10 protein-coding genes and 1 pseudogene are annotated in these 12,959 nt (G+C 37.9%); 2 read left to right on the forward strand and 9 right to left on the reverse strand.

Translation table 11 applies throughout. The features are described from left to right. Nucleotides 1–291 precede the first annotated feature (291 nt). Both BGM27_RS08585 and BGM27_RS08590 read left to right on the forward strand, forming a co-directional pair. Complete coding sequence (locus BGM27_RS08585; RefSeq protein ID WP_020954199.1) at nt 292–624, forward strand: YolD-like family protein; 333 nt, start codon at nt 292–294, stop codon at nt 622–624. Further along, nucleotides 617–1,867 carry a Y-family DNA polymerase gene (locus tag BGM27_RS08590; RefSeq protein ID WP_020954198.1) on the forward strand — a complete coding sequence of 417 codons (1,251 nt, stop codon included), beginning with the start codon at nt 617–619 and terminating at the stop codon, nt 1,865–1,867. Before BGM27_RS08585 ends, BGM27_RS08590 begins: the two co-directional genes overlap by 8 nt. Before the next feature lie 163 nt (nt 1,868–2,030). Here BGM27_RS08590 and BGM27_RS08595 read toward each other — a convergent pair whose 3' ends face one another. From BGM27_RS08595 to BGM27_RS08630, 9 genes and pseudogenes are all read right to left on the reverse strand, one after another. After that, complete coding sequence (locus BGM27_RS08595) at nt 2,031–3,191, reverse strand: response regulator aspartate phosphatase (protein ID WP_020954197.1); 1,161 nt, start codon at nt 3,189–3,191, stop codon at nt 2,031–2,033. 151 nt (nt 3,192–3,342) lie between these two features. After that, nucleotides 3,343–3,621, reverse strand: a complete 279-nt coding sequence (locus BGM27_RS08600; RefSeq protein WP_020954196.1) for a collagen-like protein — start codon at nt 3,619–3,621, stop codon at nt 3,343–3,345. Nucleotides 3,622–3,960: 339 nt separating this feature from the next. Beyond that, complete coding sequence (locus tag BGM27_RS08605) at nt 3,961–4,212, reverse strand: phage holin (protein WP_020954195.1); 252 nt, start codon at nt 4,210–4,212, stop codon at nt 3,961–3,963. Nucleotides 4,213–4,232: 20 nt separating this feature from the next. Beyond that, a complete protein-coding gene (locus tag BGM27_RS08610; protein ID WP_014417852.1) occupies nt 4,233–4,625 on the reverse strand; it encodes a hypothetical protein in 393 nt (130 codons plus the stop codon). A 114-nt stretch (nt 4,626–4,739) separates the two neighbouring features. Then, a complete protein-coding gene (locus BGM27_RS08615) occupies nt 4,740–5,786 on the reverse strand; it encodes an N-acetylmuramoyl-L-alanine amidase (protein WP_020954194.1) in 1,047 nt (348 codons plus the stop codon). Between the two features lie 448 nt (nt 5,787–6,234). Further along, entirely contained in the window at nt 6,235–8,817 is a 2,583-nt protein-coding gene (locus BGM27_RS08620) for a peptidase G2 autoproteolytic cleavage domain-containing protein (RefSeq protein WP_020954193.1), read from the reverse strand. A gap of 13 nt (nt 8,818–8,830) precedes the next feature. Continuing rightward, a complete protein-coding gene (locus BGM27_RS08625; protein ID WP_020954192.1) occupies nt 8,831–9,646 on the reverse strand; it encodes a hypothetical protein in 816 nt (271 codons plus the stop codon). 20 nt (nt 9,647–9,666) lie between these two features. After that, nucleotides 9,667–10,548, reverse strand: coding sequence for a glycoside hydrolase family 113 (locus tag BGM27_RS20880; protein ID WP_483297757.1), 882 nt, complete (start codon nt 10,546–10,548; stop codon nt 9,667–9,669). A gap of 210 nt (nt 10,549–10,758) precedes the next feature. Beyond that, nucleotides 10,759–12,948: pseudogene (locus BGM27_RS08630) on the reverse strand (DUF7359 domain-containing protein); the annotation flags it as partial. Between the last annotated feature and the right edge of the window lie 11 nt (nt 12,949–12,959).

Below are 12,959 nucleotides of genomic sequence, written 5' to 3' on the forward strand. Positions count from 1 at the left end.
ATCAGGTGTGACGCCTTCCATTCAGCTACCGAATGAAAAACAAGAGAAATCCGGAGCCGATAAAGACAAATAAAGACACACAGCTGCCAGAAAAGAATGCGGCTGTGTGTTTGTTTTTTCCTGCGGATTTCTTTTCGCTCTGGGAGATAATTCAATGTCTCAACTAGAGCAGACCATAGCATAGGTGATGAATAGTCATTTCCAACAATTACATCGAACTATTGTTCTTATTTATATTGAATAAAGAACGTTTGTTCTGTTAATATTAGATCGATAAAGGAGTGATTCAAAATGCTTAGAGATCGAGGGACGATCAAATGGACTTCCATGATGCTTCCAGAACATTTAACGAAACTAAAACAGGACTTGTTAGATGTTTCGAAAATGGAGAAGCCATCTTTAGATGAACAGCAAATTGAGGAGATTGACATCCTGGTTTCTGAAGCAATGGCGCTGAATAAAGAACTGAAGTTTAAACTCTTTAAAGAAGGAGTTGCCGAGGATTTGATCGGTACAGTTCAATATCTCAATTACGAACAACACAAATTACACGTAAAAGATCAACACGATCAAACCGTATACATCACCATGAATGACATCATAGGAGTTGCTTACAATGATTGATTACTCACAGTTTCCACGTAAAAATATACTTTGTGTAGATATGAAATCCTTTTATGCTTCGGTTTCAGCTGTAACAATGGGATTGAATCCAATGACATGTTATCTCGCTGTAGTCGGAAACACGGATAGACAGGGAAGTGTTGTCTTAGCAGCGTCTCCTGCACTTAAAAAAGATTATGGAATTAAGACTGGCTCCCGGTTATTTGAGATTCCAGATGATCCAAGAATTCACATAGTTAATCCGCAAATGAAACTTTTCATCAGAGTTTCAACTGAAATCACTAAATTGTTTTACAGGTTCGTTCCTGAAACATGTGTACACACGTACTCAATTGATGAATCTTTTTTAGATGCAGGAAAAGAAAATCCTGAAGTCATGGCAGAGGCAATTCAGAACAGTATGAAGAGAGAGTTTGGCTTAGTTTGTACTGTTGGTATTGGTGACAATATGCTGCTGAGTAAATTAGCCCTTGATTTAGAGAGCAAGAAAACAAAGACTGGGATCGCACGATGGAGGTACGAAGATGTTCCAAATAAGCTCTGGAGTGTTCATCCGTTATCTGAAATGTGGGGAATAGGAGGGAGGATGGAGAGGAATTTAAACCGGATGGGGATTTCAACTGTTGGCCAATTAGCTAAATATCCATTAGAGCTGCTTGAAAAGCGCTTCGGCATTATGGGCAATCAGCTTTATTATCATGCACATGGAATCGACCTTTCTGAAATTGGAGCTCCTTTGATGCAAGGGCAAATAAGCTACGGGAAAAGTCAGATCTTACTTAGAGACTATACGAAGAAAGAGGATATCAAGGCAGTTCTCTTGGAGATTTGTGAAGAGGTTGCACGAAGAGCACGAACACATAATAAAGTAGGGCGTACGATCAGCTTAGGAATCGGTTACAGTAAAGATGAGTTCGGCGGTGGCTTTCATAGAGCTAAAACAATTGATTTACCTACAAATATCACAATGGATATTTATCGATATTGCTTGATATTGTTTGATAAGTTCTTTACAGGAAAAACAGTGAGAAGCATTTCAGTTACGTTATCTAATATTGAAGACGATGTGAATCAACAATTGAGCCTGTTTGAAAAAGATAATGAGAAGAGAAGAAAGCTTGGATTTGTTATGGACGGGATAAGAAACAAATACGGATCTAAAGCGATCTTACGAGCTGTTTCTTATACACCTGGAGGCACAGCTTTGCATAGAGCAGGTTTGACGGGTGGACATAAATCATGAGAACAGAGAGCAACTCCCTCTGTTCTCCTTACAAAGTCATTAGTTTTTTACGTTTCGGCTCTTTCAGCAACCTTGAACGTATCATTTTGTTGTTGGAGATAGGAAGCACCCACTGTTCCGGCAACGCCGAATAATAGAACTGCACAGATAAATAGTTTAGTTTTCATATTGCTTCTCCCCTTTTGATTTGTCTTCTTGCTTCATTTGCCAAACGATAAAATTCAACTGCACCCCAAGCATCCTGTTTTCCAGTGAGAAAATCCGCTACAGAGACACCATAGCTTTCCATGTCAGGGTATATACTTCTTTCTTTGAAGAACTCGAATGTTTTCCTAACTAAGTCTAAATCATAGTCCAAGAAAAGTCCTTTAACCATTTTTAACTTTTCAAGTACCATTTCATTGTTATGCCGTTCAGCCAACTGTTTGGCCTGTTCATAAAATTTTTTTGCGTTTTCAATGTCATTTTGCCTTCCCTTTAAGAAGGAGATAACAAATAATGTTTTAGCAGCGTAATCATGATTTTCCGGCTCAATGATTTGAAGTGACTTATTAAAGTGAAAAAATGCTTTATCAAGTTCTTCCATTTGATTATAACATAATCCAATATTAAACAGTGCTGAACGCATCAAATGTCCACGATTCTTTTCACTTTTGTTTAGCTCTACTGCTTCCTGATACGCTTTGTATGCTTGCTTTAAAGCTTCATCAAACTTCATACTGTCCAATAAATTACCAAATATGACGAATTGACAGCGTACCTTTTGTACCCCGTATGTAGGGCTCCCGTCAATAGCAGGTTGCTTTTTAAATATATCGTAAGCCCTCATGGCATAATTCATTGAAAAATAAGTCTGTTTCATGTGGTAATACACTTCTGACAATTTAAAATAAAATTCAGCTTTTTCAACTTCAATATCTTCGCTCTCAATTGAATCCAAATATCTCTCAGCTTGTCTATAGTGATTAAGGGAGAATGCCAACTCCTTTTGTCTAAAATAGAACATGCCCATGAAAAAATAATAGTAATATTCGAGCATTCCTGTTAAGTTTTCATGGCCTTCATATGCTTTTAACTCACCATAATTTTTCTCAATGTCTTTTATAGCGTTAGGATACATATATGCCAACATTAGCTTATGTCTAAACTCAAGTAGGGAGTAGTATAGTAAAACATCTTGGTTTTCTTCCATAATTTTTATTTCCTGCATAACTTCTTTACGCATTTCTTCTGCTCTACCGACCCAATTCTTTTTAATAGCCACATACCAATGATTCATCTTTGTTGCTACTAAATCATAAGGAATGACCTTTTCGTTCTCCAAGTCCTAAACCCCTTTCAAATCCATTTTATTATATAGTTGCATTGGAGGAAAGAAATGTAAAGGGAATTTGAGTGAAAATTAAAAACAAATCAATAATTCGATTATGAACGAAACGAAAAAAATACCCTCCTCGTTAGAGAAGGGTATATGATCAGTTTGCTGTTGCTTTTAGAGAAGCAAGCCACTCATCTAATGTTCCAGAGAAACCTTGTTGAACGGCTAATTCATATGCTGATTTTCCATCTTTACCGGCAGCACCAGTATCACCTTTGTCTCCCTTAGCGCCAGTAGCTCCAGTGTTGCCTTTTTCACCTTTTAGTGAAGCTAACCATTCCTCTACAGTTCCTGAAAAACCATTGTCCACTGCAATATCATAAGCAGACTTCCCAGTGACAATTGAGACATTAACCATCGGATTGAAGAAACTCATTTATGCGCCCCCAAAAAATTATATGTTATCCCTGACTCAGAAATTTTGAAGCTTGTGATAGGTGAATCGTGAGCGTCCATTTGAAAGCCTTGTCCAGCTCTTAAATAGATAGGATTTCCACCATTGATTGATACGTGGCATTCCTGATCATTCGAAAAGCTGAATTTATAGAAAGAATATTTAATCGTCCAGGTTGCAGGTGGGGAAGGGATCACTTCATGGTTAGATTCTGACTTCTCAAGCATTGGACTCCCGATATACCCAGATCCTATTTGCATGACCAACAATCATTCCTTTCTTAATTAAAAATGAAAAAAAGGGGAGATGAGCTCCCCTGAGTTATTTTGGTTCTGTGTATTCCATTGCTTGATCACTATCTGAGATACCTGTAGTGGTTGGATCCACCACAATTCCCATGGCAGTTAAAAATGTCAACAGCGCATTAAATTTCTCAGTGAGATCATCACTAAACACAGAAATATCGTATCCAAAAGCTGATGTAATAGCTTGTGCGAATAAAAGAGTTGCGGAGAAGATTGCAACCAGGAATGTTTTCTTTTTAAGTCTTACTTTCCAGTTAATTTTAGTCATGAAATTCGCTCCTGTTCATTTTATTTAAGCCCAAAATGTATGAGTAACCAGGCTGCGACAATAGTCGCAATTACACTGGGCAGTACCTTAAACACAAGGTCTTTAGTAAACTGAGAGGGATCAATTTTGCGAGTAGAATCAGAGCGTTCCAATATTTCAACTCGATTGTCCAGTTTTTCATATGATTTACTCAGATTTTTTAAACTATTGCTCATTTCGTTCAGAGTGCTGAACTGTTCTCTCGATTGTGCTTGAGAATCCTTATTAATTTCGACTTGCTGCTCAACAAGCGTAGCAATACGACCAATAACATTTGTTCTTTCTTCAAGAGAGTCAATTTTGTTATCAGTGTGCTTAGCTTTTTCTTCAAGTGCACTTAATCTTGAAATGGTGCTTTGCTCAAAGTTATCCATTTGTCACCAACCTTTGATAAAATAGAAAGGTGACATTACATCACCTCCTAAAATAAGAGGATAATCATTGATATACCTCGATCAACAATCATCCTCAAAGATAATTAAATATATTTAGATTTTTGACCCAAACTGACCTGAGATGTAGCCGCGTTTACCTTTATAGATCACTTCCCAGTAACCCTTAGCATTGTTTGAACCTTTCACTGAGCCAGAAATGCTGATGGTATCACCTAGCTTTACAGTGCCGAGGTTCTTTGCTTTGTTTTTATCGGGTCTGTCCATAACGATTGCAGCGCTTTGTACACCGACAATTTTAATTTTGCCTACAGATTTGATACCACTGCTTTTAGGCTTAGAAGTGGATTTAGGCTTTGGGGTTGATTGTCCGAGCTCAGCATCACTTTTAATGTATTTCACATTTACATAGCCGCTGTATGTAGCACCTTTAGAATTGGTATATTTAATGTAACCCCAACCGTTTTGAGTTGATCCTTTTTGATATTGGACATTGGAGCCTTTAGGAAGGGTAAGGACAATAGAGGAGTTTGCATTGCGTTGGGTTCTCACATTAAGACTGTCTGCGATAACTGTGTTCTTAACATAAGAACCATTTGTTTTAACGACTTTTGTTGGCTTTGAAGATGAGGAAGAAGTATTTCCGCCGAGTGCTTTCAATTCAGCAGCAATAGAAGCTTTAACAGCATTCCAACGTCCTTCATCAAGAACTCGATGTGGGCAATATTTGCCAGACCAGTCTTGATGCTTTTTAACTCGATCCACACCCCAACCACGTTCTTTAAGGAGTTGTGCAATAAACTTAATAGCCAACGCTTCAGCTTTTTTATAGCGTTCTCCGCCTGATTTAGAGTAGCAAACTTCTACACCGATAGAAGTCCGGTTTCCTGAATTCACACCTGATCCATCACCTGTATGCCATGCATTACGATTTGTAGGAATCCCTTGAACAACCTCTTTGTCATCTACAGCAAAGTGAAAAGAAACTTCATTATTGTTACCGATCATATAACTAACTTCATTTTGCGCTGGTGCGTTGTTGTATGTATTGTGAAAAGTGATGAATGAAGCAGATAATGCATATGGACATTTGATTCCGTATTTCTCTGGGGATACTAGCATTTGTCTCGCTTGAATAGCCATATTAAACATCTCTCCTAAATTAAATTTGAGCACAAAAAAGAGAGAAGGGAAACAAATTCCGATCTCTCTCGATTGCATGTATATAAGCTGTTACTCTCTTATTGTTAAGTCTTTTTTAATAGTCTTAACTCATTAAACATCGATCTGAAATTACCATTGAATATGGGAGCCTCTAACGCTTGCACAATGATCCAGAATGTTCTATTCTCTTTGAAGGAATCGTCTTTTCTTAGAAATTTAAATCTAACCAAGTAATATGCATGAACTATTAAAAAGGCTGGGCACATGACCAAAAGATGGAAGATTGAGACTATGACAATCACCTCCATTTGATAAACTTACATATTCTCACGTATGCTCTTGATATCTCTGTTTTTGAATGCTGCAAATTGAATAAAATTTATATTTTAACTAGAACATAACCACCTCCTTTAAAGAGGGCATTGAATTAAACTGTCGGTGTTATTAAGCAGACAGCAACACCGTATCCTCTTTCTTTTGTGTAAGGCGTTGTTATTTTCATTACCGGATAACCTGAAGCATCAGAGGATTTTGATCCTTTGCCGGCTTTGGGTACAATTCTGTCGCCGTCTTGAACTGTTTCATCAATGCGAACGAAAATTTGTCCAAACATACCGACTATATTCCATTCAGGACGCTCAGATCGTGGAACATATTCTTCATTGGCATTGAAGTTGGGATTTTCTTTTGGTAGCCTTCTTATTTCTGTTCTTTGCATACCTTCCGAATCCACAAATGTCACATCCCTATCTTCATAAATAAGACCGCCGAATTCATTTTTGAGGTATCTTCCTTGCCAATTAAACAAAGACTCTCCGAGCACAATGCCAGCTGTTTCAGATATAACCCCTAATACCTTGTCACCGAGATTCGCTTTTTTAATTTTGTCCCCATCAAGTGTGACCATATATCCGGTAGGAATTGCTCTTCCATCTGCAGATTCGAAGTACTCCGCATAATCAGCAAATGTGGAAGCACCTTTAACCTGACCGGTTAAGGCAATATTTCCTCTCATCGCATCATGTTCTATCTTAATGTTCGAGGTGGAAGGGGCATCTGATGTTCCATATCCCCATATAGTGGTATAACCTTTTCTATTTGCTACAGATTGTGATCCAATAACAACCCTAGAAGATCCTGATCCTTCAATGGAAGAATTATTTGATGCAACAACCAATGAACGACTTCCTTCTGCAGTTGTTTTAGATCCTCCAGAGGACGCAATAACTGCATTACGTGGCCCTTCTGCTTTAGAACCGCCAGTTGTTGCAATAACGGCAGAAGCGTCACCAGTTGCTTGTCCGCCACCTGAAGATGCCATTACGACGCTAGTATTTGTTTTAGCGTAGCCGGAAGTCGTCGCAATCCGTGTACCACCTTTGAAATTATTCGGGATAAATGCGTAGGTTTTCCCGGCAATTTTACTGGGAGTAGCGTATTGTTCGCACATCGCAGCGTTAATATTGGCTTGTGAGTTAGTGCAATAAACACCTATTGAACCTGCTTTGTTTGTTCCCGTCATGTTAACGTTATTGATATTGACTGAGCCAACTTTACTTCCAACAGCAATACCCACTAGTGCAGATTGGTTAATGGTTACATTCGAGATGTTTACATTGTCTGATTTTTGGGCTCCACCGATTACATAGATATCGTTACTTGCTGTTGTAAACCCTGAAACAGTGATGTTGCTTAGGTTGATATTTCTGCTCTTATATTGAGTAGAGATTACTATAGTATTCTTATAATCATACGTCGGATCACCAATTGCATTGAAGTTTGATACATTTACATTTCTATAAGCGGAAATAACAAGTGCACGGGGATTTAACCCTTTATAAAGGTCGCTGAAGATAGGATGTTGGGCAGTGCAGTTAACGACATTAATGTCAAATGCACTTGTAGAGGGTTTTTCGGAGGCTAGGTGAAAGCCAATATGCCTAAAATCAAATGCGCGGATATCATTTTCGGAATAGCAGTTAATTAAATTTACGTTTCTTGCTGCAGGCGCTCTGTTGTGAGCTTTGACTTCAAAACCCCTGCAATTTTTTCGGCTGTAACAGTTCACAAGCCATACGTTTTTAGAGCCGTCATCAATTTCAAAACCGTTTGAATTTGAAGCTCCTTTGCTGTGTGCGGATCCATTAGCGTCATAGGCGTAACAGTTAGTGAAGAAGACGTAATCAGAATAGTGCGTTGTGAAGCCGTCGTCACCATAATTAGTTGCAGTACAATTTTCAATCCAAACATATTTGCTACCATTTGGCTGATAATGATCTGCTCCATCAGAAGAAGAGTTCCAAACAGGGGAGCTTACATCAAAACCGTGTACACCTGGATTACGAGCATTGACGTTTCTAACCCGAACAAATTTAGAGTTAACAATGCCCACACAGTTCGCATTTGTTCCGTTTGTAATGGTGTTATCATTTTTATCTAAATTCCAGTCGAGGTCTAAGTATTCAATTAAGATAAATTCGTTTCCATTTGTGTAGTCACTATTGGTTAATACACAAGATGTTCCAGTAGCAGTTGGGTGAAGTTTGATAACAGACCCTGATCCAACACCATAAAGTCTGACATAAGAGGGGATGTGCAATCCTTGAACCATGTAAATCCCTGCCGGAACAAAAACCTCTCGTTTCCCACTTGCAAAGGCAGTTTTGAAAGCTTCAGTGTCATCAGTAACACCATCACCCTTAGCTCCAAAATCCTGAACATTGACACTTCGTCTGATAAATTCATTTAGGACTTTATCAACAATTGTTGCACCGGATGCAGGGATTTTTGAAATGTCTCCAATAGTGTTTGTGATATCTGTTAAGCCAGAATCGACTGTACTTATTACGTTTTTAATATCCTTAGAAGCTTTATCAAAAGCCTCTTGAATATCGTCTGCAGTATATCTAATATTATTTGATTTTAACCCGATAGCATCAATGGGTATCCATTGCTCTGTTTCTTCGTCCATATAACCCATTGTGTTTACGGGAATTAAATTGTCGTTCAATATATACTCCTCCTTATCCTTTTCTAATCCAAACCATACTTCCGTCAGGGGGTTCTACAGAAGGTTTTATCCTCATCTTTTTGGGAGCATTGTTCGTTCTCAACCATACTGACCTGATGTTGTAAGGCTCTACATAGCTAGAAACAATGTTGAAACCATCATACTTATCTGAGACGCTAATATTTATCCAGTCAAAACCATCCCATCGATATTCAATGCCTGTTTCTTTTACAGTGACAGTCCAACCAATTTGAGGGGAAGGATAAGTGCTTAATAAATCCTGATAGGTGTACACAAACGGCAAGTAAATCTTCCTAGTGTTCTCAACTACATACTCATAATCTGATGTTGCTTGTCTGCACCAATTTGTTATTTCAACACATCGCTTGGTGACACGTTCACATTCAGCAATACGTTCGTTGATACGAATAATGGCATCTTCAGCATCATCAATTAAGCCTTGAAGTGTTTCAATGACCATATTTCCTTGCCGTTTAATCCAAATTCTTGAGGCAGGGAAGAAAGATGCACCTTCTCCTTGATATGTAAAAGTAAGTGATTTGCCTTCATTTGAACCATTGAAAAAGACAACTCCCATAAGGTAATCAACCTTAAAGTAGTTGTCTTCTAATTCACCATCTTCAATTTCTCGCCATTCTTTACTGTCACCACTAACCTCGACTCTGTACTCACGGTTAGGTACTTCTGTAAGTAAGACTCGACCATTGTAAACAGTTAAAGTTTCACTGTAGCTTAAATAAGGGTCATCGATTGAGCCCTTCCTTTTTTGAGAAAGGGTGGGGTCGTTATAGAGCTGAGGAAAATCCAAACTAAATTCACCGTCCTTTCTTATTGTGTAATTGATTTGAGCAATTCTTCTAAGTGCGCGACTCTCTCTTCTAAACTCTGCAGTCTGCCCTTAGTACCACCTAATGTTTGTCCTCTAATAATGGATTCAGCTTTCTTGCCAATTACGTTGTAAACAGACTTCTCATCTGAAATCGCATATACAGAATATCCTTGCCACCAATCTTGAGCTTGAAAAACTCTAACCCAAGCTTCAAACCAATTCGCCTGAATTGATTCATTGTATTCTCCTAGGTCTCCGAATGCGTTATGGGGCTGTTCAGGAGAGTTACTGTAAGGTGGGATGCCAAGTTCACCAAAGAAGATCGGCCTATTCCATTTATCGTAAAATGCTTTGATTTCCTTGAATATATTCTGTCCTCGTCCATATAACGGTACGCTATAAATAGCATCAATTAACTGATCGACAGTTGGATTACGGTTATCAGTCAATTCAAAATAAGCAGCTATTGCAATAATATCGACTAGTCCAAATATAGGATTGTTCAGCTTTTTGTTATACGCAACAATCGTTTCAGGAGCCCACTCAGCGGTTACCCAATAATTTGTCCGGTAGAGTATCTTGCCAGAAAATAAACTCCTAAGCCCTGTAATAACTGATTTCCACTTTTCTGTTGAATCTTCCATATGAACTAAGTTTGAAGCTATGTATAAACCGTCTAATTTAAATTGCTCGCATTTTTTGGCGAAGTCTTGAAGGATGTTGTTCCATGCTGTGAACCATTGGTTTAGATCAGAAGGGATCCAATCGGTTTCAGCTACGGTTCCATTTGCGATGAAGGGGTAAGGTTCTAAAATAATGTTATATCCATCATTTTTGAGTTTAGGGATCATATCCCACGCTTCGTTATAAGTGTAGTCCACAACAGTCGGATTTGAATCTGAAGCATCTACTGCATTAATAAGGATAGGAATAGTGATTGTATTTAAGTTTAAAACAGTTGAGTCATAACTGACATCGGCATAATATTTACGACCAAATGCAGAAACATTTCCGCCTTTCCATTTCAGGGGATTGACCAAAAGGTTATTGAGCTCAATGTTTTGGACACGACTATCATAGTCGGAGAGTTTAGTGTCAACTTGTGCTGCTGTGGTTTCAACTAACTCAGCAGTTTTCTGGTCACTGGAAACCCATTTTTCGCCGTCATAAGAGGAAACAACACCGGTAACCGTATTAGTCCATAAATCGTTTGCTTCTGGCTCTTCGGGTTCAGTTGAGGAGACAGTGTATTTCGAGCCATTAAGCTTACCTTTGACTTCTACAGTAGAAGAGGGGAGGTAGGGGTTTTCTGAGGGGAATTTAGGCTGTACAATATCAGATAATATTCGACCGCTACTATCAATAGATGTCTCTACTGTGCGATAGGCTTGGACTCCAAATGTATAGTGCTTATTTGAAACTTGACCGGTTAATGTTGCAATTCGTTTATCATAACTAACTGATAAATATTGTTCAGCTGACATCTTTGAACCAAAAAGATAGGTATCATCTGATGTGTCAGAGTAGCAATGGATAAGAAAACCATCGATATTGCATTTATCCTCATTGGAGTCTGGAAAATCCCATTCGATTGATACATCTACAGATCCATTATCATTTACAACATGAGTTATAGCAGTCCCATCATTACGGATAGTTGGGTTTGCAACGGGTGCAGATATACGATCATTCCGTGCATTGTAATTGGTCAGTAGGGTATCATAATCAATCTTTTTCTTATTGAATTCAGTTGATGCTTTCTTGGCAGTATACAATGAGCGTGCAAAGTCTTGTTCTATCGTAGTAGCTCTTTTTCCATTCGAAAGTGTTACTTGTATACTTTGCTGCTCAAAATCAAAATTCATTCCTGTAAGTGTTGCTTTGACATCAGTTCTAAAATCGTCATTAACTAATCTGATTATATCTCCCAGGTAAATTCTATCCCAAAAGTACTTTTCTTTGTTGACAGTAAATAGGTTCACAATGTTTGTTCTGATGTCTACCGGGGGTGTATTTTTCTCCCCAAGTTCCTCAAGACCTTTTTCATACAGCTCTGTTTCATCAAAAATGTTGTCATTAGACCAATCTTCTTGACGGATAAAATAAGACAACTTTTTCATTAGCTTTTCACCGAGAAACTTATCCATAGACAGACGATCTTTTAACACTGCTATTTCTTCAGTTATCTTGGAAATCTGATTGGCAGTGGTGGATATTTCAGCTTTCTTTGATGTAACTTCTAGCTGCTTGGCATCTCTTTGCTTGATAAGGTCTTTCGTGTCATCTCCAGCTTTTTTTGCTACTGTGATCTTATCTAAGATTTGTTGTAATTCGATTTTTTCTAGGGTGAAGAGGGTATTCTCTTGTTTCGTTTTTGTTGCTTCCAGATCTTTTTTCTGATTTAAAAGGAGGTAAAAAGAAGAGCCTTCTTTATTTACAAGTTCATTGTAATCTAAAATTGCATGGCACAAATCATCATCCATGTAATCACTATGCTTAATTACATTTCTCTTTTCATCACGTTCAAAAGGGTAGAGGAAATAAGAGAAATCATCCAAGTAACTCTGTCCAGTAGGATTGACTGAATTAATAACAATTCCATCTTTACCGGTAATGTCTAATCGTGTTACAACTTCATCAATATCAATGGTATCTTCCATATCAATCATGAACCTTTTAGGAGAGAATTGGACACCTTTATACTTGGACACAGTTTCTTTTTTATAAAATGATACTGTGTTGTTCACAGTATCAAATATAGGCACAGCCTCAAAAGTTTCTCCAATGTTCTTTAAAAACTCATATCGGGTAGAGGTAACATCAAATGAGCGGCGCTTTTCATTAAAAGAGGGGTCAATAAAGTCTACAGTAAAGCAAGTTCCTTTAAGACAATCTGTGGCAACTTCCAACAGATTTTTAGAGATGCCTTCATATGATTTGATTTTGCTTTTATGAAGAATGTAGGGAAGACCTTGAGCTCTAACTTGTATTGTTTGTTCCTCATTTTCTGACTTTGTCAATCCGGTTATTACAAACCATTCAACTCTGTTTAAGAATTCTGCCTTAATGAGATACCAGCCTTTTATGAGTTCTGCCACATGGTTTGGCTTCATCTTGAAATTATATCTTGCTTTAAGTGGGATATTAAAAGTTAGATCGTGGAGTTCATCAAAATTCAAATTTAGAGAGGCGTTAGAGAAATCTACTATATTAGCGACTTTCTTTTTATTTGGTTTTGCTAAAGAAAGTTTGAGATGGCCTGGTTTAAAATCGTAAATCAATAAAACATCCC

The sequence above is a fragment of the Bacillus sp. FJAT-27001 genome (genome assembly GCF_019039175.1).
GTDB lineage: Bacteria > Bacillota > Bacilli > Bacillales > Bacillaceae > Bacillus > Bacillus velezensis.

Bases quoted from the DNA above. Each gene is read 5' to 3' on its own strand.
- BGM27_RS08590 (WP_020954198.1), top strand. From the start codon at position 617: ATGATTGATTACTCACAGTTTCCACGTAAAAATATACTTTGTGTAGAT.
- BGM27_RS08610 (WP_014417852.1), bottom strand. From the start codon at position 4,625: ATGGATAACTTTGAGCAAAGCACCATTTCAAGATTAAGTGCACTTGAA.
- BGM27_RS08585 (WP_020954199.1), top strand. From the start codon at position 292: ATGCTTAGAGATCGAGGGACGATCAAATGGACTTCCATGATGCTTCCA.
- BGM27_RS08600 (WP_020954196.1), bottom strand. From the start codon at position 3,621: ATGAGTTTCTTCAATCCGATGGTTAATGTCTCAATTGTCACTGGGAAG.
- BGM27_RS08615 (WP_020954194.1), bottom strand. From the start codon at position 5,786: ATGGCTATTCAAGCGAGACAAATGCTAGTATCCCCAGAGAAATACGGA.
- BGM27_RS08605 (WP_020954195.1), bottom strand. From the start codon at position 4,212: ATGACTAAAATTAACTGGAAAGTAAGACTTAAAAAGAAAACATTCCTG.